This window comes from Streptomyces sp. NPDC111507 (assembly GCF_055638955.1).
Genome location: NZ_JBVKBU010000009.1, coordinates 351,216 through 371,681, shown reverse-complemented (window position 1 = coordinate 371,681; position 20,466 = coordinate 351,216). Strand labels below are relative to the sequence as shown.

General features: G+C 70.3%; 19 protein-coding genes and 1 tRNA gene. 13 read left to right on the top strand and 7 right to left on the bottom strand.

Going from position 1 to position 20,466, the window contains the following annotated elements; translation table 11 throughout:
• Positions 1 to 1,466: sensor histidine kinase (locus ACZ7M2_RS32975; protein ID WP_471598394.1), on the top strand; the 1,466-nt coding region annotated here is incomplete at its 5' end.
• Here the strand turns inward: ACZ7M2_RS32975 and ACZ7M2_RS32970 are convergent.
• Complete coding sequence (locus ACZ7M2_RS32970) at positions 1,429 to 1,884, bottom strand: ATP-binding protein (RefSeq protein WP_054236932.1); 456 nt, start codon at positions 1,882 to 1,884, stop codon at positions 1,429 to 1,431. The two genes, ACZ7M2_RS32975 and ACZ7M2_RS32970, sit on opposite strands and share 38 nt — an antisense overlap.
• 234 nt (positions 1,885 to 2,118) lie before the next feature.
• Between ACZ7M2_RS32970 and ACZ7M2_RS32965 the strand changes: the two genes are divergently transcribed.
• The 9 genes from ACZ7M2_RS32965 (at position 2,119) to ACZ7M2_RS32925 (ending at position 12,358) form a co-directional block, all read left to right on the top strand.
• Positions 2,119 to 2,940, top strand: coding sequence for a hypothetical protein (locus ACZ7M2_RS32965; protein ID WP_471598393.1), 822 nt, complete (start codon positions 2,119 to 2,121; stop codon positions 2,938 to 2,940).
• A 193-nt stretch (positions 2,941 to 3,133) separates the two neighbouring features.
• Positions 3,134 to 3,862: a YcnI family copper-binding membrane protein gene (locus tag ACZ7M2_RS32960; protein WP_471598392.1), complete on the top strand. Its 729-nt coding sequence runs from the start codon at positions 3,134 to 3,136 to the stop codon at positions 3,860 to 3,862.
• Between the two features lie 106 nt (positions 3,863 to 3,968).
• Positions 3,969 to 4,622: an SCO family protein gene (locus tag ACZ7M2_RS32955; protein ID WP_403700271.1), complete on the top strand. Its 654-nt coding sequence runs from the start codon at positions 3,969 to 3,971 to the stop codon at positions 4,620 to 4,622.
• On the top strand, positions 4,619 to 5,104 hold the full coding sequence (locus tag ACZ7M2_RS32950; RefSeq protein ID WP_471598391.1) for a copper chaperone PCu(A)C: 486 nt from the start codon (positions 4,619 to 4,621) through the stop codon (positions 5,102 to 5,104). The genes ACZ7M2_RS32955 and ACZ7M2_RS32950 overlap by 4 nt, the downstream gene beginning before the upstream one ends.
• A 13-nt stretch (positions 5,105 to 5,117) precedes the next feature.
• Positions 5,118 to 7,244, top strand: coding sequence for a copper resistance CopC/CopD family protein (locus tag ACZ7M2_RS32945; RefSeq protein WP_471598390.1), 2,127 nt, complete (start codon positions 5,118 to 5,120; stop codon positions 7,242 to 7,244).
• An 8-nt stretch (positions 7,245 to 7,252) separates the two neighbouring features.
• Positions 7,253 to 8,551 carry an iron uptake transporter deferrochelatase/peroxidase subunit gene (efeB, locus tag ACZ7M2_RS32940; RefSeq protein WP_471598389.1) on the top strand — a complete coding sequence of 433 codons (1,299 nt, stop codon included), beginning with the start codon at positions 7,253 to 7,255 and terminating at the stop codon, positions 8,549 to 8,551.
• Positions 8,552 to 8,585: 34 nt separating this feature from the next.
• Positions 8,586 to 9,521: a prephenate dehydratase gene (pheA, locus tag ACZ7M2_RS32935; RefSeq protein WP_471598388.1), complete on the top strand. Its 936-nt coding sequence runs from the start codon at positions 8,586 to 8,588 to the stop codon at positions 9,519 to 9,521.
• Between the two features lie 711 nt (positions 9,522 to 10,232).
• Positions 10,233 to 11,510 (top strand): serine--tRNA ligase, encoded by a 1,278-nt coding sequence (serS, locus tag ACZ7M2_RS32930; RefSeq protein WP_452974499.1) that lies wholly within the window; start codon positions 10,233 to 10,235, stop codon positions 11,508 to 11,510.
• A complete protein-coding gene (locus ACZ7M2_RS32925; RefSeq protein ID WP_471598387.1) occupies positions 11,507 to 12,358 on the top strand; it encodes an HAD family hydrolase in 852 nt (283 codons plus the stop codon). The genes serS and ACZ7M2_RS32925 overlap by 4 nt, the downstream gene beginning before the upstream one ends.
• Positions 12,359 to 12,372: 14 nt before the next feature.
• Here the strand turns inward: ACZ7M2_RS32925 and ACZ7M2_RS32920 are convergent.
• From ACZ7M2_RS32920 to ACZ7M2_RS32895, 6 genes are all read right to left on the bottom strand, one after another.
• Positions 12,373 to 12,457, bottom strand: a tRNA-Ser gene (locus tag ACZ7M2_RS32920).
• 283 nt (positions 12,458 to 12,740) lie between these two features.
• The gene (locus tag ACZ7M2_RS32915) at positions 12,741 to 12,974 is read right to left on the bottom strand and encodes an SGM_3592 family protein (RefSeq protein ID WP_471598386.1); all 234 of its coding nucleotides are present in this window, start codon (positions 12,972 to 12,974) and stop codon (positions 12,741 to 12,743) included.
• A gap of 133 nt (positions 12,975 to 13,107) precedes the next feature.
• The gene (locus ACZ7M2_RS32910) at positions 13,108 to 13,827 is read right to left on the bottom strand and encodes an ABC transporter permease (protein ID WP_054236936.1); all 720 of its coding nucleotides are present in this window, start codon (positions 13,825 to 13,827) and stop codon (positions 13,108 to 13,110) included.
• A 9-nt stretch (positions 13,828 to 13,836) separates the two neighbouring features.
• On the bottom strand, positions 13,837 to 14,748 hold the full coding sequence (locus tag ACZ7M2_RS32905; RefSeq protein ID WP_054236923.1) for an ABC transporter ATP-binding protein: 912 nt from the start codon (positions 14,746 to 14,748) through the stop codon (positions 13,837 to 13,839).
• The gene (locus ACZ7M2_RS32900; protein WP_403700250.1) at positions 14,745 to 15,650 is read right to left on the bottom strand and encodes an ABC transporter permease subunit; all 906 of its coding nucleotides are present in this window, start codon (positions 15,648 to 15,650) and stop codon (positions 14,745 to 14,747) included. Before ACZ7M2_RS32900 ends, ACZ7M2_RS32905 begins: the two co-directional genes overlap by 4 nt.
• Positions 15,640 to 16,623, bottom strand: coding sequence for an ABC transporter ATP-binding protein (locus ACZ7M2_RS32895; protein WP_352053063.1), 984 nt, complete (start codon positions 16,621 to 16,623; stop codon positions 15,640 to 15,642). The genes ACZ7M2_RS32900 and ACZ7M2_RS32895 overlap by 11 nt, the downstream gene beginning before the upstream one ends.
• A 258-nt stretch (positions 16,624 to 16,881) precedes the next feature.
• Between ACZ7M2_RS32895 and ACZ7M2_RS32890 the strand changes: the two genes are divergently transcribed.
• The 3 genes from ACZ7M2_RS32890 to ACZ7M2_RS32880 all read left to right on the top strand — a co-directional run bounded on the left by ACZ7M2_RS32890 (position 16,882) and on the right by ACZ7M2_RS32880 (position 20,437).
• Positions 16,882 to 18,642 (top strand): SDR family oxidoreductase, encoded by a 1,761-nt coding sequence (locus ACZ7M2_RS32890; protein WP_471598385.1) that lies wholly within the window; start codon positions 16,882 to 16,884, stop codon positions 18,640 to 18,642.
• Between the two features lie 167 nt (positions 18,643 to 18,809).
• Entirely contained in the window at positions 18,810 to 19,754 is a 945-nt protein-coding gene (locus ACZ7M2_RS32885; protein WP_471598384.1) for a MerR family transcriptional regulator, read from the top strand.
• Positions 19,755 to 19,888: 134 nt separating this feature from the next.
• Complete coding sequence (locus tag ACZ7M2_RS32880; protein ID WP_471598383.1) at positions 19,889 to 20,437, top strand: RNA 2'-phosphotransferase; 549 nt, start codon at positions 19,889 to 19,891, stop codon at positions 20,435 to 20,437.
• Positions 20,438 to 20,466: the final 29 nt, after the last annotated feature.

Here is a 20,466-nt window from a genome sequence, read left to right as displayed (position 1 = left end):
CACGACGACCCAGCCACACACGAACCGGCCCACGTCTGACCACCCCCACACACCGGAAGGCCGCCCGCGCCGAACACGAGCGGCCCTCCAGGCCGTACCCCCGACAGGAACCGGTGATGATCGCCAACTGGCAGCGACACGTACGAAGCAGCCCCCGCGCCCAGGACACGACAACGGCCCTGCTGCTGTTCGCCGTCTCCTTCCCCGGCAGCCTGTACGTCGCCACCGGCTCCCCCGGCCCGGCCGCCCCGTGGTGGACGGCCGCGCTCCTGTCCTGTGTCTCCTGCACCGCCCTGCTCTTCCACCGCGACCACCCGCGCACCGCACTGGCCCTGACCACCGCCGCCGCCGTGACCTCGGCCGCGCAGGGCCGGCTGCTCACCATGCTGTCGCTGGGCCCGCTCATGGTGGCGCTCTACTCGTTCGCCCTCCGCACCGAGCACAACGCCCTGCGCAGGAGCTACGTCTTCGGTGTCGCCGCGCTCCTGATGACCACGGAGGTCATCGCCGGGCCCGCCGACCGCCCGTGGGACCTCAAAACGGTCGGCCCCGCCGCCTGGGTGCTGATGCCGACGGCTCTGGGCAGCGCGGTCCGGCTCCGGCGCGCCTACCTCGACGCCGTCCGGGCCCGCGCCGAGCACGCCGAGCGCACCCGCGAGGAGGAGGCCCGGCGCCGGGTCGCCGAGGAGCGGCTGCGCATCGCCCGCGAGTTGCACGACGTCACCGCCCAGCACCTCGCCCTGGCCAACGCCCAGGCCGGCACCCTCGCCCACCTTCTGCGCGACCAGCCCGACCAGGTCCACAAGATCCTCGCCGACCTCGCCACCACCACCTCCGCGGCGCTGCGCGAACTCAAGGCCACCGTCGGCCTGCTGCGGCACGAGGGCACCGAAGACACTGAAGACGCCGAGGACACCGAGGGCGCATCCTCGCCGACCGCTCCCGGACTCGCCCGCCTGGCCGGCCTGACCGCCTCCTTCAGGTCCGCCGGTCTCGACGTCACCGTCAGCACCGAGGGGGAGCCCCGGCAGCTCACCCCGGCGGCGGATCTCACCGCGTTCCGGATCGTGCAGGAAGCGCTCACCAACGTCACCAAACATGCGGCCGTCAAGACCGCCCGGGTCCGGCTCATCTACTCCCACGACCGGTTGACCCTCACGGTCGCCGACGACGGAGGCACCATCCGATCCGGCCCACCCACACCGCAGGCCCCCGGCGGCGGCTTCGGTCTCGTCGGCATGCGCGAACGCGCCCAGTCCGTGGGCGGCCGCCTCCGGGCCGGGGCCCAGCCCGGAGGCGGCTTCGAGGTCAGGGCCGAACTCCCGCTCAGCGAGACCGCCTTGACGAACCGCGAGACCGCCTTGACGATCCACGAGACCGCCTTGACGATCCGCCTCCGCCCGAGCGCCGAACCGCCATCCCCGGGCGCTAAACCGCCATCAGCGGTGCGTCCTTCTTCCACTTGAGGATCTTGTCGAAGCTGACCACCGCGCCGCCCCGCCCCGGCTCGTTGCCGATCTGGACGTGATCGGCGAGTTCCCGGATCAGGCAGAGCCCCCGGCCGTGCTCCGCGTCGCCGCGGACCGGGCGGAGCGCGGGACGCGCACGGCCCGGCGCGAAGCCCGGGCCGGAGTCGGAGACCTCGATGCGGCACTTCTCGCCGTCGAGGTAGGCGGTGACCCGATAGGCCTCGGACGCGGTACCGGGAGCGGCGTCGCCTCCGTGTTCCACGGCGTTGGCGCAGGCCTCGGTGAGGGCCACGGAGAGGTCGTACGAGACGTCCGGATCGACACCCGCCGTCTCCATCGTGCCGAGCAGCAGACGTCTGGCGAGCGGAACGCTCGCAGCCTCACGCCGCAAATGGAGTGACCACCAGATGCTCATGCTCCAGCCTCCCGGCCGCGGCTCGACATACCGTTACGTATTGCCGCAAGCACCTGTGCGCAATCGCCTGCATGACGTGATGCCGCCCATATGGCGGATGCGCACGCGACAACGATCGGTGTATGTGCGGGTGGTTCGGCCCAGATCGTGACCTTCCGGACCACTGCTCGCGGACCGTCATCTTGCGGACCTGCCGTGGGAAGCGGGTGGGTCGAGTGCGATGATGAGCCCGCCATGACTGCCCCCCAACAGCCCAGGGCGCGCTCCGGACACGAGCTCCGGATCCTGCGGGCCGCGGTGTTCGCCGCGGTCTGTGTCGTGCTGGCCGCGGCCGGTCATGGGCTCGCCTCGTGCGCCACCGTCCCGCTGTGGACGCTCGGCGCCGGATTCCTCGCGGTCTTCGCCGTCGCCGCCGCGCTGGCGGGGCGGGAGCGTTCGCTGCCGGGCATCGCCGCGCTGCTCGCGGGCGGTCAGACCGCCCTGCACGCGCTCTTCGGACTCGCCGGGACCGCTACGTCGGGCTCGGGCTCCATGTCGATGGCCGACACCTCACTCGTGGAACGTGCCGCGCGCATCGTGTGCGGCACGACCGCGGCGGCGATCAGCCCGGCTCAGGCCATGAAGATCCTCGCCGACGCACGGCTCGACACGGGCACGACCCCGTCGATGTCCATGCCCATGCCCCACTCCTCGGACGCGATGTCGGCCGCCACGGGGTCCTCGATGTCCGTGTGGCCGTCCCTGCCGATGCTGCTCGGCCACGTCCTCGCGGCCGTCGCCTCCGGCTGGGTGCTGCGCCACGGTGATCTGGCGCTGCTGCGGCTGATGCGGCTGTCCGCGCACGGAGTCGCGGAAGGGGCGCTCGTACGGTCCCTGCGCGGGGCGCTTGCGCTCGTACGCGCCCTGCGGGCCGGACTGCCGGGTACGCCCGACGCGACACCGCGCGCCCGGCGCACCGCGCTGCTGACGCCGTCCAAGCCCCGTACCGCCGAGCTCCAGCACAGCGTCGTCCGCCGTGGACCGCCCCGCTCCACCGCTCTCGTCCTCGCCGCCTGACACGACGCGCCACTCCGCGGACCGATCCGAAGGATCCGTCCGGAACGGATCCAAAGCATCCGAAGGATCCGAAGGGGATGCCGTCGTGCGGCACGCGCGCGTGCACGCGAAGGCACCCCCTGGGGCCTGTCGCACCCTTCGCACGCGCACCCCCTTCTCTTCTCATCGGACTGAAAGTGGAGTGCTCTCTTCCATGAAGGCTTCCCGTATCGCCGCCGCCGGTGCCGTCGCCGCCTCGGCCGTCCTCGCCGTCTCCGCCCCCGCCTTCGCGCACGTCAGCGTGCAGCCGGAGGGCGAGGCCGCCAAGGGCGGTTACGCCGTCGTCGACTTCAAGGTCCCCAACGAGCGCGACGACGCCTCGACCAACCAGGTCGAGGTGAACTTCCCGACCGACCACCCGCTCGCCTCCGTCATGCCGCAGCCCCTCGACGGCTGGTCCGTGAAGGTCACCAAGAGCAAACTGGCCAAGCCGCTCACGCTGCACGGCGAGAAGATCTCCGAGGCCGTCACCAAGGTCACCTGGACCGCCACCGGCAAGGGCATCGAGCCGGGCTTCTTCCAGAAGTTCCCGCTCTCCGTCGGCGCGCTCCCCGAGGACACCGACGAGCTCGTCTTCAAGGCGATCCAGACGTACGACAACAAGGAGGTCGTGCGCTGGATCGAGCCGCAGAAGGAGGGCCAGGAGGAGCCCGAGAACCCGGCTCCGGTGCTCACGCTCTCCGCCGCGTCCACGGACGGCCACCACGGGTCCTCCGGCACCGCCAAGGACGCCTCCACGGCGGCCCCCGCCTCGTCCACCTCCGCCTCCTCCTCTGGCAGCAGTGACACCACCGCGCGCGTCCTCGGTGTCGTCGGCATCGTCGTCGGCGCGGCGGGCGTGGCGTACGGCGTTCTGGCCGGCCGTCGGCGCACCGAGGCCTGAGGCCCACCGCACCCCTCCCTTGTGCACCGGTAGGTCGTACGCCCTCGTCACAGAGGTCGTACGACCCCGGTGCACACCGGAGCCCTCACATCTGGGACATTTTTCTATGCGCAAGAAGACGTATGCCGCGGCCGCCCTGTTCGCCGCCGCCGCACTGACCCTTTCCGCCTGCGGCAGCGGGGACGACAGCAACAAGCCGATCGCCGACGTGTCCGCCGAGGCCGGCACGGGCAAGGCAGCCACGGTCCTCGACAAGGCGTTCGAGAAGCCCGACCTGGTCCTCACCGACACGAACGGCAAGAAGTACGACCTCCGGGCCGAGACCAAGGGCGTCCCGACGCTGATCTACTTCGGCTACACCCACTGCCCCGACGTCTGCCCGACGACGATGAGCAACCTCGCCGTCGCCAAGAAGCAGCTGCCCAAGGCCGAACAGGACAAGGTCAAGGTCGTGTTCGTCACCACCGACCCGGCCCGCGACACCCCCGCCGCGCTCGGCAAGTGGCTCAAGGGGATCGACCCCGCCTTCGTCGGCCTCACCGGCGACTTCCCCACCATCCAGGCGGGCGCCCGCACCCTGGGCATCTCCATCGAGCCGACGGCGAAGGACAAGAACGGCAAGCTCGTCTCCGTGCACGGCACCCAGGTCATCGCGTTCTCGCCGAAGACCGACGGGGGCTATGTGATCTACGGCGAGGACGCCACGGTCGACGACTACACCAAGGACCTCCCCAAGCTCATCAAGGGAGAGAATCCGTGAGCCGACCCGGAGCCCCTTCGAGGCGTCTCGCGGGATGCGTGGCGCTGACGGCCACGGCGCTGGCGCTGGCGGGCTGCGGCTCCGACAACTCCTCCTCGGACAACGCGGGCAAGCCCGAACTGAAGATCACCGGCGCCTACATGCCCGCACCCGTCATGGACACCATGGCGGCGGGTTTCTTCACCGTCACCAACTCCGGCGGCGGCGACACCCTGACCTCCGTCACCAGCGACCTCGCCCCTGACGTCACGCTGCACTCCACCAAGGGGGGCGCGATGGAGGAGCAGAAGTCGTTCGCCGTGCCCGCCGACGGGTCACTCGACTTCGCGAGCGGCGGCAACCACCTCATGTTCGAAAAGCTCACCCACAAGCCTCTGGAGGGCGAGAAGGTGTCGGTGACGCTGCACTTCACCAAGGCGGGCGCGGTGAAGGTCTCCATGCCGGTGAAGTCCGCGACGTACAACCCCAAGACCGGGCACTGAGGGAGGGATCACCGTGACACAGGCCATCGCTCCCCGTGCGGCTGCCACCACCACTGGAGGGGTCGCTTTTCGGGTACGGGCACTGCTGTTGCTGCTCCTCGCCGTGATCGGCGCGGTCCTGGCCGGCGCGGCGCCCGCCTCCGCGCACGCCGCGCTGACCGGCAGCGACCCCCAGCAGGGAGCGGTGGTCAGCCGGGCACCCACCCAGGTCTCGCTGACGTTCTCCGAGAAGGTCGCGATGTCCGACGGCTCGGTGCGCGTGCTCGACCCCAAGGGCAAGCGCGTCGACACCGGCAAGGCGACCGACCTGGGCGGCACCACCTACGGCGTGAAGCTCCACTCGGGGCTGCCCGACGGCACGTTCACCGTCACCTACCAGGTGGTGTCGGCGGACAGCCATCCCGTCTCGGGCGCCTTCACCTTCTCCGTCGGCGCGCCCTCGCAGACCTCCGTCGCGCTCTCCGACCCTGCCGTGGGCGGCGGAGTCGTCGGCGCGCTCTATGGGGTCGGGCGGTATGTCTCGTACGCCGGATTCATCCTCTTGGTGGGTGGCGCGGCCTTCGTACTGGCCTGCTGGCAGCGCGGCGCCGGGGTCCGTCCGGTGCAACGGCTCGTGGTCTCCGGGTGGCTCGCGCTGACCGGCGCCACCCTCGCGCTGCTGCTCCTGCGCGGTTCCTACGTCGGCTCCGGCAAGGTCGGCGACATCTTCGACCTGACGCTGCTCGGGCAGGTGCTGCAGACCAAGGCGGGCGCGGCACTGGTCTCACGGCTGCTGCTGCTCGCCGCGGGCGCGCTGTTCATCGCGGTGCTCTTCGGGGCGTACGCGCGGCGGGACGAAGCCGGCGTGACCGACGTGACCGACGAGGGCGGCGCGTCCGGCAGGAGTGACGAGTCCGACGAGGGTGACGGGTCCGACAAGAGCGGTGTCGATGCCGATGCCGCGAGGAGGGACCTCACCTTCGGGCTCGCGATCGGCGGCACCGTCGTCGCGGCGGGCCTGGCGGCGAGCTGGGCGATGGCCGAGCACGCCTCCACCGGTATCCAGGCGGGCCTCGCGATGCCCGTCGACGTGCTGCACCTGCTGGCGGTCGCCGTCTGGCTGGGCGGCCTGTCGGCGCTGCTCGTGGCGCTGTTCCGGGCGCCCACCGAGACACAGATCGACGCGGTGGCCGTACGGCGCTTCTCGCGCCTCGCGTTCGGCAGCGTGACCGTGCTGGCCGCGACCGGGATCTACCAGTCCTGGCGCCAGGTCGGCTCCTGGTCGGCGCTGACCGGAACGTGGTACGGGCAGTTGTTGCTCATCAAGATCGGCCTGGTGGCGGTCCTCGTCGGCATCGCGTGGATCTCGCGGCGCTGGACGGCGCAGCTGTCCGAGGCGCCGCAGGTGAAGGCCCTGGCGACGGCCGGGGCCAAAGCCGGGGCGACGGCCGGAGCGACGGCTCTCGCCGAACTGCGGACGAAGCAGCCGACGAAGGTGCCCGCGCGTTCCCGGGACTCCAGCTCTGGGGGCTCGGATTCCAGGGACTCGGATTCCAGGGACGCGAACTCCGGCGGCTCGAACTCCGAGGACTCCCGGCGCGCCGCTCAACTCGCCCGGCAACAGGCCGCCGTGGACACCGCGCGTCAAAAGCGCCTCCGCGACGCCGACCCGGCCCGGGCCGGCCTGCGCCGTTCGGTGCTCGCCGAGGCCGGCGTCGCCGTCGTCCTGCTGGCCGTGACGACCGTGCTGACGTCCACCGAGCCGGGCCGCACGGAGGAGGCGGTCCAGCAGGCCACCTCGTCCTCCTCGCAGCGGTCCGGGCCGCTCTCCCTGAAGCTCCCCTTCGACACGGGCGGCCAGGACGGCAAGGGCACCGCGGAGGTCACCCTCGACCCGGCCCGCGTCGGCGGCAACGAGATGCACGTCTTCGTGGAACGACCGAACGGCAAGGCCTTCGACGTCCCCGAGGTGAAGGTCGCCTTCACCCTGAAGGCCAAGAAGATCGGGCCGCTGCCCGTGACCCCCGACCGCATCGCCACCGGCCACTGGTCGGCGATCGGGGTGCAGATCCCCATGGCGGGCGACTGGGAGATCGCGGTGACCGTGCGCACCTCCGACATCGACCAGACGACCGTCACCAAGAACGCGAAGATCGGCTGAACCTCACCATGGCTGACCAGCCCACTCCGGAAGCCACCACGGAAAAGACCCCTCCAGGAGAGGCCGTTTCCCAGAAGCCCTCTTCTGGCGGGGTCTTCTCCCGGCGCCGACTGCTCGGCACCGCCGGTGCCACAGGTCTCGCCCTGGGCGCGGCCGGAGGTGCCGCCGGGTACGCGGCAGCGCCCGCCGCCGACAAGGCCGCGCCCCTGACCTCGCTCGGCGCGGACGCGGTGATGTTTCACGGGAAACATCAGCCCGGCATCACCACCGCGCTCCAGTCCCGTGGCCACCTCGTCGCATTCGACCTGGCCGCGGGCGCGGGCCGCAAGGAGGCCGCCGCACTGCTGCGCCGCTGGTCGACGACGGCCCAACGGCTGATGGCGGGCGAGGCGGCCGCGCAGGACGACACGGACGTCGCCCGTGACGCCGGACCGTCGTCCCTGACGGTCACCTTCGGCTTCGGAAACAGCTTCTTCGCCCGGACGGGTCTGGAGAAGCAGCGCCCGGTCGCCCTCGACCCACTGCCCGACTTCTCCTCCGACCACCTCGACAAGACGCGCAGCAACGGTGACCTGTGGGTGCAGATCGGCGCCGACGACGCCCTGGTCGCCTTCCATGCCCTGCGCACGCTCCAGAAGGACGCGGGCAGCGCGGCCCGGCTGCGCTGGCAGATGAACGGCTTCAACCGCTCGCCCGGCGCCACGGCCCAGCCGATGACGGCCCGCAACCTGATGGGCCAGATAGACGGCACCCGCAATCCGAAGCCGTCCGAGTCCGACTTCGACCGGCGCATCTTCGTGCCGGCCGCCGGCAACCCGGCCTGGATGGCGAACGGCTCCTACGCCGTCGTACGCCGGATCCGAATGCTCCTGGACGACTGGGAGAAGCTGTCGGCCAAGGCCCAAGAGGACGTCGTGGGACGGAAGAAATCCACCGGGGCGCCGCTGACCGGTGGCACCGAGACGACCACGATGAACCTCGACAAGACCGACGCCGACGGCAACCTGGTCGTCCCTCTCAACGCGCATGCCCGGATCACCCGGCCCGACCAGAACGGCGGCGCCGCGATGCTGCGCCGCCCGTTCTCCTTCCACGACGGCTTCGACACGGATGGGGTGCCCGACGCGGGCCTGCTCTTCGTCTGCTGGCAGGCGGATCCGCTGCGCGGCTTCGTCCCGGTGCAGCGCAAGCTCGACCGCGGCGACGCCCTGTCGACCTTCATCCGCCACGAGGCGAGCGGGCTGTTCGCGGTGCCGGGCGGGGCGGCGGAGGGGGAGTACGTGGGGCAGCGGCTGCTGGAAGGGTGATCCGTGCGGGACGGGGCCCATTAGGGTGACGGGTATGTCGGCGACGCGCTACACCTATCTCGGCCCCGAGGGAACGTTCACCGAGGCCGCCCTCCGCACGCTCCCGGAAGCCGCGACACGGGAACTGGTGCCCATGGTGTCCGTGCCGGCCGCGCTCGACGCGGTGCGCGCGAGCGAGGCCGCGGGCGCCCTCGTCCCGATCGAGAACTCGGTCGAGGGCGGTGTCACCGCCACCCTCGACGAACTCGCCAAGGGCGAGCCGCTGATGATCTACCGCGAGGTCGTCCTGCCGATCGCCTTCGCCCTGCTGGTCAGGCCCGGCACGGCCCTGAAGGACATCAAGACGGTCACCGGCCACCCCGTTGCCCAGCCGCAGGTGCGCAACTGGCTCGGCACCCACCTGCCGAACACCGTGTGGGAGTCGGCGGCCTCGAACGCGGACGGTGCCCGGCTGGTCCAGGAGGGCCGGTACGACGCGGCCTTCGCGGGCGAGTTCGCGGCAGCGACCTACGGGCTCGAACCGCTGGTCACCGAGATCCACGACGCAGCGAACGCCGAGACCCGCTTCGTGCTGGTCGGCCGCCCGGCCCGGCCCGCGGCCCCGACCGGCGCCGACAAGACATCCGTGGTCATCTGGCTCGGCGACGACCACCCGGGTGCGCTGCTCGAACTGCTCCAGGAGTTCGCCGTGCGCGGCGTCAACCTGATGCGGATCGAATCACGGCCGACCGGCCGGGGCATCGGCAACTACTGCTTCTCCGTGGACGCCGAGGGCCACATCACCGACCGCCGTGTGGGCGAGGCGCTGATGGGGCTCAAGCGCATCAGCCCCCAGGTGCGCTTCCTCGGGTCCTATCCGCGGGCCGGGGTCGCCCTGGAGGACGTGCGGCCGCTGCGGCCCGGGACGTCGGACAGTGCGTTCTCGGCGGCGTCGGACTGGCTGGCGCACTGCCAGGACGGACGGTTCTAGGCCGGCGGGACGGACAGTTCCAGGCCGGTTCCAGGCCAGATTCAGAACCAGAGCCTGATCCAGGCCGAATCCAGGCCGGATCAGGCCCGTTCGGGTTCCCGCGTCGGCGGCTCATCGGCCTGGGCTTTTCCACTGCCCTTCTCCGCATTCCATCAGTCCTACCTGCCGATTTTCGTCATCCACAGATGTTATCCACAGGTGTGCTTCTCGACCTGGGGACAAGTCGACAAGGAAGCACTACATCGTCGACAAATCGGCCCACAGGGCCCAAGTTCGTCCACAGCCCCGCACGTCACCCCTCGTCCACTCTTTTCCCTTGATCAATCCTTTGGAGCGAAGCATTTCCACTCGAACGTGGGTGTACAGATGGTTTGACCCGGGAATTCTTCGCCCCACATGCGGCTTTCGGAACGATCACCTCCGAAGTCCACAGATCTTCCGCACAGCCTGTGGATAACTCTGCGGAGGGGTGGATCCCTGTGGACAACCCTTCTCAAGTACCGCTCTCCACAAGGGAATCCAGTCAACCACCTGATTACCGTCTGCCCCGTTTCAGGGAGTACCGTCCCTTTTATTGACGCGGACCGGCACGCATGGGTGATCATTGGCGATCAAGGAATATCGATACGGCATTTCACTCATAACGTCACAGAAGTGACGGAGCGGAATATCGAGTCGATGGCCGGAAGCGCGCACCGGTAGCCTTGAGGGGTGATTGACCTTCGCCTGCTCCGTGAGGACCCCGACCGTGTTCGCGCCTCCCAGCGCGCCCGTGGAGAGGACGTCGCCCTCGTCGACTCCCTCCTCTCCGCCGACGAGCGGCGCAGGTCGTCCGGCGTCCGCTTCGACGAGCTCCGATCCGAGCAGAAGTCGCTCGGAAAGCTGATCCCCAAGGCGTCCGGCGACGAGAAGGCCGAGCTGCTGAAGAAGGCCGGGGAGCTCGCCGCCGCCGTCAAGACCGCCGACGCCGAACAGCACGAGGCGGACGAGGAGACCAAGCGTCTGCTCCTCCAGCTCGGCAACCTGGTCCACCCGGACGTCCCGGTCGGCGGCGAGGAGGACTTCGTCGTCCTGGAGACGCACGGCACGATCCGCGACTTCGGCGCCGAGGGCTTCGAGCCCAAGGACCACCTGGAGCTCGGCGAGGCGCTCGGCGCCATCGACGTCGAGCGGGGCGCCAAGGTCTCCGGCTCGCGCTTCTACTACCTGACGGGTGTCGGCGCACTCCTGGAGCTCGCCCTCGTCAACGCGGCGATCGCGCAGGCCACCGAGGCCGGCTTCACGCCGATGCTGACCCCGGCCCTGGTCCGCCCGCGCGCCATGGAGGGCACCGGCTTCCTCGGCCAGGCCGCGGAGAACGTGTACCACCTGGAGAAGGACGACTACTACCTGGTCGGCACCTCCGAGGTCCCCCTCGCGGCGTACCACATGGACGAGATCCTCGACGCCGACCAGCTGCCGATGCGCTACGCAGGCTTCTCGCCGTGCTTCCGCCGCGAGGCCGGCACCTACGGCAAGGACACCCGCGGCATCTTCCGTGTGCACCAGTTCGACAAGGTCGAGATGTTCTCGTACGTCGACCCCGCGGACGCGGAGAACGAGCACAAGCGGCTCCTGGACTGGGAGAAGCAGTGGCTGACCGGGCTCGAGCTGCCCTTCCAGGTCATCGACGTGGCCTCGGGCGACCTCGGTTCCTCCGCGTCCCGCAAGTTCGACTGCGAGGCGTGGATCCCGACCCAGGGCAAGTACCGCGAGCTGACCTCGGCCTCGAACTGTGACGGCTTCCAGGCCCGCCGCCTGTCCGTGCGCATGCGCGACGGCAAGAAGGTCCAGCCGCTCGCCACGCTGAACGGCACGCTGTGCGCCGTCCCGCGCACGATCGTGGCGATCCTGGAGAACCACCAGCTGGCCGACGGCTCCGTGCGGGTGCCCGAGGTGCTGCGTCCGTACCTGGGCGGCCGTGAGGTTCTGGAGCCGATCTCCAAGTGAGCGCCGCCGCCGGGTCGACCGGTCCGACCGGATCCACGGGTCCGACCGAATCGTTCCCCTACAGGCTCGTCGCGACCGATCTCGACGGCACGCTGCTGCGTTCCGACGAGACGGTCTCGGAGCGCACGCGTGAGGCACTCGCCGCGGTGACCACGGCGGGCGCCGCGCACATCGTCGTCACCGGGCGCGCGGTGCCCTGGACCCGGCACATCCTCGACGACCTCGGCTACGAGGGCCTCGCGGTGTGCGGACAGGGCGCGCAGGTGTACGACGCGGGGGAGCACCGGCTGCTCACCTCGGTGACGCTGGACCGGCAGCTGGCCGGGCTCGCGCTCGCCAAGATCGAGGCGGAGGTCGGACCGCTGCTGCTGGCCGCGAGCCGCGACGGGCTCGACGGCGAGGTACTGGTCGGCCCCGGCTACCGCAGGCAGGACGGCTCGCTCCCGGTCGTCCCGATCAGGGACGCGACGGACCTCTGGTCGGCCCCTCTGAACAAGGTGTACGTGCAGCACCCCACGCTCTCCGACGACGAACTGGCCGCGGTGGCTGCCAAGGTCGCGGGCGGCCTGGTCGGCGTCACCATGGCGGGCGCGGGGATAGTGGAACTCCTCCCCCTCGGCCTCTCCAAGGCCACGGGGCTGTCCCTCGCCGCCCGTCGGCTCGGTGTGAAGGCCGCGGACACGATCGCCTTCGGTGACATGCCCAACGACATCCCGATGTTCGCCTGGGCGGCCCACAGCGTGGCCATGGCGAACGCCCACGACGAGCTCAAGGCTGTCGCGGACGAGGTGACGTCCTCGAACGAGGAGGACGGCATCGCGGTGGTGCTGGAGCGGTTGCTGGGTTAGCGGGTGAGCGCTCGCGGAGGATGCGCGGATCGAACGCGCGCGGGGTTGACCCCGACCACGGCTTAGCAAGCCGGTGCCTTGCCTCTCGGCCAATCCTCCGGGTGGGCGGCCCGCGCGACGTACGCGCGCTCGAAGCGGCCGCCCCGGGCAGCCCCCCGTGCGGGCGGGCTCCACGGAGGGGTAACTACTCCTGAGCCTGCCGCGGGCTGCCCTGTAGGGAGCTCGACGGACTGCTACTCATGGGCATCGTCGCGCTCCTCTCCCAGAACGTGGCGCCGACTCGATGCGGCGACGTGGACATAACTACTGTGCCCGTACGCCGACTTGGACGCCACTGAATAAAGCCGCCCCTCAAAGGGGGTTGTCGACGGCTCGAAGAGGGTTACCGGCGGCGCCACTTGCGCCGACGCGCCTTGCTGAAGAACCACCCCGCGGGCGGCTCCTCGGAGCGCCAGGGCTGCGGGTCCGGTCCCCCCTCGCGCCAGCGGGCGGCGAGCATACGGGCGCGGGCGGACGGCTCGGTCGTCTCCGCCGACCGTATGAAGCTCTCGTCAAGTACGAGGCCGTCCCAGACGTCCTCGCTCTCCCTCTGTCCCTCACCTTGCGCTTCCGCCATCCCCGTTCCTCCTAGCCGCGCGTCCCCTCTGCCCAGTCTGCCGGGACAGAGGTGAAGCCACTGTCAAGAAAAAAAGGGGGCGCCACGCGCGCGTGCATGGCGACAACCGGCACGCGCGCGTGGAACCCCCGGCTCACTCCTCGCCGGCCAGCGTCAGCGACCGCAGCCGCTGCCCGGCGTACCAGGTGGCGAGCACGGTGACCACGACCAGGAGCACCGTGGCGGTGGGCAGGCCCACGTCCGAAGTGACGAGGTCGCCGCCGGTGACCTTGTGGCCCACGGCGAGCGCCCACTGCTGGACGCTGAGCGTGCGCGCGCCGGACACCAGTGACCCGAACAGGGCCTCCCAGACCAGCGCGTAGACGAGCCCGAACACCACCGCGTGCCGGGTGACCGTCCCCAGCAGCAGGAACAGCGCGGCGTACGCGATCGAGGCGACCAGCGCCGCCACGGTGTAGGCGACGGCCACCTGCTGGCCGTTGCCGTTCAGGATCATGCCCGCGATGAACGTCGGCAGGGCGGAGAACGCCATGGTGACGGCGATCGCGACGATCAGCTTGGTGAAGATGATCGTCGGCCGCTTCAGGGGCTTGGCCAGCAGATACACCACCGAGCCGTCGTCGATCTCGGGGCCGATCGCGCCGGTGCCGGCGATGACGCCGATGATCGGCACCATCGTGGCGAGCGCGAAGCCGCCGAGCAGGTCCGATGCCACCTGGTCGTCGGCTCCGGCGAAGCTGCGTACGGCCGCGGAGATCACGATGAGCAGGACGGGCAGCGCACAGAGGATGAGGGCCCGGCGGCGGCCGAGCAGGGCTCGATAGGTGAGCCGGGCGACTGTGGGGTCGTACATCTTGGCCTCCTACGCCGCGACGAGATACGAGAAGACGGACTCGAGGGACTCGTCGGACGGCGAGACCGTGAGCAGCCTGATGCCGTGCTCGCGCGCGACGCGCGGCAGCAGCGCCGTGAACCGGCCGAAGTCGACCGCCTGGATGCGCAACGCGCCCTCGGCCAGGTCCACTTCGATGCCGGACGTCGACGGATCGGCGATCAGCGCGGCGGCCAGTACCCGGTCGTCGCTGGAGCGCACCAGGTAGCGATGCGGGCGGTCGGTCATCAGGCGCCGGATGCGGCGGAAGTCGCCGCTGGCCGCGTGCCGTCCGGCGACGATCACCTCGATGTGGGCGGCGAGCTGTTCGACCTCTTCGAGGATGTGGGACGAGAACAGCACCGTGCGGCCCTCGTCGCCCATGCGGCGCAGCAGGTCCATGAGCTGCATGCGCTGGCGCGGGTCCATGCCGTTGAAGGGCTCGTCGAGCAGCAGCAGGGACGGGTCGTGGACGAGGGCGGAGGCCATCTTCACGCGCTGCCGCATGCCCTTGGAGTACGTGGAGATCTTGCGGTCCTGCGCGTACTCCATCTCGACCGTGGCGAGCGCCCGCTGGGCGGCCTTCGCTCCGAGGCCGTGCAACTCGGCGTTGGCGACGACGAATTCCTGGCCCGTGAGGAAGTCGTACATCGCCTCGCGCTCCGGGACGATGCCAATGTGCTTGTAGATCTGTTCGTTGCGCCAGACCTGCCGGCCGTCGAGGGTGACGGTGCCGGTGGAGGGGGCGAGGAAGCCGCCCATCATGTTGATGAGGGTGGACTTCCCGGCGCCGTTCGGGCCGAGCAGGCCGGTGACTCCGGGGCCGATCGTCATCGTGATGTCGTTGACCGCCACCACGTTGCCGAACCAGCGCGAGACATGGTCGATGTTGAGCGTGGTCACAGCCCGACCTTTCGGTAGCGGCGCAGCAGGAGGCCGTAGGAGCCCGCGATGAGCCCCAGGACGACGACGAGGTAGACGACTCCCTGCCCGGACGAGGGGCCCTCCCCGCCGGGGAAGGCGGAGGTGGCGCCGAGGAAGGCCGTCTGCACCCCGTCGATGAGCGTGATGGGAGAGAAGAGGCCGAGCCAGGGCACGGCCGAGGAGCTGGACTGCTCGAAGGCGATGGCCTGGACGGTCGACACGGCTCCGTAGGAGATGGTCAGCGCTGCGATGACGGCCGCGATGCCGAAGCCGCGGCGCGGGGTCACCGACGAGATGACCAGGCCGATCCCGGCGAAGAGAAGCGACAGCAGCGCCACGGAGACCAGCCCCTGTCCGAAGCCCTTCGTCTGGTCGGAGAAGTCGAGCTTCGCCAAAAGCGCCCCTACGTAGAGCACGATCAGCGGCGCGGCCGTCAGGACGAACAGCGCCGAGGCCAGCGCCGCGTACTTGGCGCGTACGTAGTCGACGGTCTCGATGGGACGTGAGAAGTACAGCGGCACGGTCTTGAAGCGCAGGTCGCGGGAGACGGACTGCGGTCCCTGGGAGGCGACGTACAGGCCGATGACGGCCTGCATGATGACCGCGTAGCGCGTGTAGTCGACCGGCAGGGCCTTCGCCTTGGTGGCGACCGCGACGGCCACCATGATGAGTGCGGGGACGCACATCACCACGAAGAGCAGCATCGGCAGCACCTTGGACTTGACCGAGCGGCCCAGGCCGTAGGAGCCGCGCAGGGACTGCGAGTACAGCGAGCGGCGGGCGTAGGCGCGGCCCAGGCGCGGGCCGTCGTAGTGGCGGTAGCCGATGTCGTGGATCCGGGTCTGCTCACCGCGGGGGGTGAGGGACTGCTCAACTGCCATGGCCCACTGCCTCCTTCCGTACGCCCTGCACGTCCGTCCCGTCCGTCTGTTCCTCGCGGAAGACCTCCGCGATGTGGTGGCGGCGCTGTTCCATCCGGATCAGGCCGAGGCCGAGGTCGGCGACGACGTCGCGGACGAGGTCGTAGGTCTCCTCGCCGTCGGCGGTCAGCAGCAGGATGTGGCCGGCGCCCGGCAGCCCGCTGCCGTCGTGGGTCTCGACCCCGCGCGCGTGGAGCGCCTCGCGGACCGCGCCGGTGCCGTCCGGGTGCTCGTCGGTGTCGGTGACCTCGATGGCGAGGGTCGTCGTGGTCTGGGTGAAGTCCGTGGTGGAGCTGGACCGCAGCAGCTTGCCGCCGTCGACGACCACGACGTGGTCGCAGGTGCGCTCCAGCTCGCCCAGCAGGTGCGAGGTGACCAGGACCGAGATCCCGAACTCGGTGTGGATACGTCGGATCAGGCCGAGCATCTCGTCGCGGCCGACCGGGTCGAGGCCGTTGGTCGGCTCGTCGAGGAAGACCAGCTGGGGGTCGTGGACGAGGGCCTGCGCGAGCTTGACGCGCTGCTTCATGCCCGTCGAGTAGCCACCGATGGGGCGGTAGCGCTCCTCGTACAGTCCGACGTGGCGCAGGGTGTCCGCGGTGCGCTCGCGGGCCGCGGCGGGCGGGAGCCCGGACATGCGCGCCATGTGGACGACGAACTCGGTGGCCGAGACGTCGGGGGGCAGGCAGTCGTGCTCGGGCATGTACCCGACCCGCTCGCGGATGGCGCCGCCTTGGGTGGCGACATCGAGTCCGAGCACTTCGGCGCGGCCCTCGGTGGCGGGGGAGAGACCCAGCAGGATCTTGATCAGTGTGGACTTGCCGGCTCCGTTGGCTCCGACGAGTCCGGTCACACCGGGTCCGACGTCCACGGAGAGCCGGTCAAGAGCGGTCACCCGGGGGTACCGCTTGCTCAGGCTTTCGGTCGCGATCACAGTCACGTTGTCGAAGGTAGTGGCGCACGCCACAGCGGTCGTCAACCCACGGAGCTGTATCCGCGTCAGACTCCAGTCGTACGGGCCCGTAGGGGTCCCCCTGAAGTCGAACAACCGGCGGGGATTTATCCACATCGGACCGGTTGTCCACAGGTGCCGCGCAGGCCTATTGACGCAGCCTCTAACAACTGTCACATTCGCCAGTGTCAAGTTACGGACACGTACCGTGCGGCGCTGGGCGAAGGAGAAGTGACTCTCGTGACTCTCGAAGGCGCGCGCGAGCGCCGGGTGCGGACGGGCGGGATCGATCTGTGCGTCGCCGAGCTGGGCGATCCGGCAAGGCCCACGGTGATGCTCGTGCACGGCTATCCGGACTCCAAGGAGGTGTGGTCCGAGGTCGCGACCCGCCTGGCGGAGCATTTCCACGTGGTGCTGTACGACGTCCGTGGCCACGGCGGATCGACGGCCCCGCGGCCACTGCGGGGCGGGTTCACCCTGGAGAAGCTGACGGACGACTTCCTGGCCGTCGTCGACGCGGTGAGCCCCGACCGTCCGGTGCACCTGGTGGGGCACGACTGGGGTTCGGTGCAGTCATGGGAGTTCGTCACGGTCGCGCGGACCCAGGGCCGCATCGCCTCCTTCACCTCCATGTCCGGGCCGTCCCTCGACCACTTCGGCCACTGGATCAAGCGGCGTGTGCGGCGGCCCACCCCACGCCGGGTCGGCCAGCTCCTCGGCCAGGGCGCCAAGTCCTGGTACGTGTACCTGCTCCACACGCCCGTGCTGCCGGAGCTCGCCTGGCGTGGCCCCCTGGGCAAGCAGTGGCCGAAGATCCTGCGGCGGGTCGAGAAGGTGCCCGCGGGTGACTATCCGACCCCCTCGCTGCCGACGGACGCGGCGCACGGCGCTTGGCTGTACCGCGACAACGTACGGGCCCGGCTGAGCAGGCCACGCCCGGACGCCTACGCGCACGCGCCCGTGCAGCTCATCACACCCCTGGGGGACGGGTTCCTCTCCGAGCGGCTCTACGACGATCTGGAGGAGTGGGCCCCGCAGCTGGTGCGCCGCACCCTCCCGGACAAACACTGGATCCCGCGTACGCGGCCCGACCAGCTGGCGTCCTGGATCACGGACTTCGTGCACGCCAACGAGGACGGCGTGCCGGTGCGGGACACCATCGCCCCGGGCAGGTACGCCGACCGGTTCGGCGGGCAGCTCGTGCTGGTCACCGGCGCGGGCAGCGGCATCGGGCGGGCCACCGCGCTGGCGTTCGCCGAGGCCGGCGCGCGCGTGGTGGCCGTCGACCGGGACGCGGAGAGCGCGGCGCGCACGGCGGAGATGTCCCGGCTGATCGGCTCCCCCGAAGCGTGGGCCGAGACCGTCGACGTCTCCGACGAGCAGGCCATGGAGAAGCTCGCCGAAAGGGTCGCCGGCGAGTACGGCGTGGTGGACGTGCTGGTGAACAACGCCGGGATCGGACTGTCCGGGTCCTTCTTCGACACCACTCCGGAGGACTGGAAGAAGGTTCTCGACGTCAACCTGTGGGGCGTGATCCACGGCTGCCGGCTCTTCGGCAGGCAGATGGCCGAGCGCGGGCAGGGCGGCCACATCGTCAACACCGCGTCGGCGGCGGCGTACCTGCCCTCGAAGGCGCTGCCCGCCTACAGCACCTCGAAGGCGGCCGTGCTGATGCTCAGCGAGTGCCTGCGCGCGGAGTTGGCCGGGCAGGGCATCGGCGTCTCGGCGATCTGCCCGGGATTCGTGAACACGAACATCACCTCGACCGCGCACTTCGCCGGGGTGGACGCGAGCGAGGAGAAGCGCCGCCAGAAGAAGTCGGCGCGGCTGTACGGGCTGCGCAACTACCCGCCGGAAAAGGTGGCCGGCGCGATCCTGCGCGCGGTCGTCCGCAACCAGGCGGTCGTACCCGTCACCCCCGAGGCGCGCGGCGGACGCCTGATGTCCCGGCTGGCGCCGAGGGCGCTGCGCGCGATCGCGCGGATGGAGCCACCGCTGTGAGGTTCGTGGCCGCGCGCAACGGGGTCGTGGGCAAAGGCCTGTTGCCCACTCCGGAGGAGCACGGCACGGCCATGTCCCGCTGTCCTCGGCGGTCGTACCATCCCTCGCAGGAGGGCTCGCCGCGCGGGGCCGTCGCGTAGTACCCAGGGGGTCGGGAGGCAGACAGCGTGAACGACGAGCCGGTCCGGGTCGCGTACCGCATCGAGGATCTGTCGCATCACAGCGGCGCCACGGTCCGGACGATCCGCGCCTACCAGGACCGCGGGCTGCTCCCCCGCCCCGAGCGACGCGGTCGCGCCAACGTGTACGCGGACGCGCATCTGGCCCGGCTGCGGCAGATCGCCGACCTCCTGGACCGCGGCTACACCCTGGCCTCCATCAAGGAACTCCTGGAGGCCTGGGACGCGGGCCGGGGGCTGGGCGGGATCCTCGGGCTGGTCGCGGAGGTCGACGGACCGTGGACCGACGAGGAGGCCGTGCGCATGTCGCGGGCCGAGCTGGACGAGCGGTTCGGCGGCAGCCCGGACGACGCGGCGGTGGCGGAGGCGGTGGAGCTCGGGGTGCTGGAGCGCCTCCCCGGCGAGAGCGAGGTGTACCTGGTCCCGAGCCCCCAAGAGCTCGCTGTGGCCGTGGAGTTGTACGCGGCGGGCGTGCCGCTGTCCGCGATCTCGGGCCATCTGCGGGAGTTGAGGGGCAAGGTCGAGCACATCGCCGCGCGTTTCCTGGAGTTCACGACCGAGCACGTCTTCGCGCGTTATCTCGGGGAGCATCCGCCGAGCGACGCGGAAGCGGTCGAGGCGGCCTCCCTGGTACGCCGTCTGCGACCGCTCGCGCAGCAGACGGTGGACGCGGAACTGGCCCGCGCCATGCGGCTGTTCGCGACCCGACACCTGCGTGAACGTCTTGGGGCGGGGCCGCCCCGAGACACCATGGAACAGACGCGTTCCGTTCAGCTCCCGGTCTCCACAATGCGCGCCGTGGAGACCTTGGTTGGTTCCGGGCAGGTGGCCGCCTTCATCGCGGCGGCAGCCGAACGGGAGGTCCAGGCCAGGGCATTGGACCATCTCACCTCAAATTACAACAATCACCATACCGTTGGCGAAACACCCTAAACCGCCTGCGCGTTGTCCACAGATTCGTCAATTCACCTGTGGATAACCGGACTTGCTTGTGGATCAAACCTCCGCACCAAAATCAAATGCGTGATCCGCCTCTCGCCAGGCACGCTGGCAGGATGAACGAACCGATGGATGAAAGACGCACCGTGAAGGTGTCGAAGTACCTCTCGAAGCATCTGCGGCATCAGCCCGAGCGGATCGGGCTCACGCTCGGCGAGGGAGGCTGGGTCGAGATCGACACGCTGATCGCGGCAGCGGCGGAGCACGGCTTCCGGATCACCCGCGAGGAGCTCGACCATGTGGTGGCGACGAACGACAAGCGGCGCTTCGCCGTGGAGGGCACCCGCATCCGCGCCAGCCAGGGCCACTCCGTCGAGGTCGACCTCGGACTGCCCCCGGCGACTCCGCCGGCGTACCTCTACCACGGGACCGTGGCCCGCAATCTGGACGCGATCCGGGCCGAGGGCCTGCGGCCCATGAACCGGCACGACGTGCATCTCTCGCCCGACCGCGAGACCGCAACCCGCGCCGGTGCCCGGCGCGGCCGGCCCGTCGTGCTCGGCGTGGACGCCGCCGCCATGCACCGCGACGGCCATGTCTTCCGGGTCAGCGCGAACGGGGTGTGGCTCACCGAGGCCGTACCGTCGAAGTACCTGCGCTTCCCCGGCCCGCACTGATCGTCCGCCGACCGGCCGGCCAAGGGGCA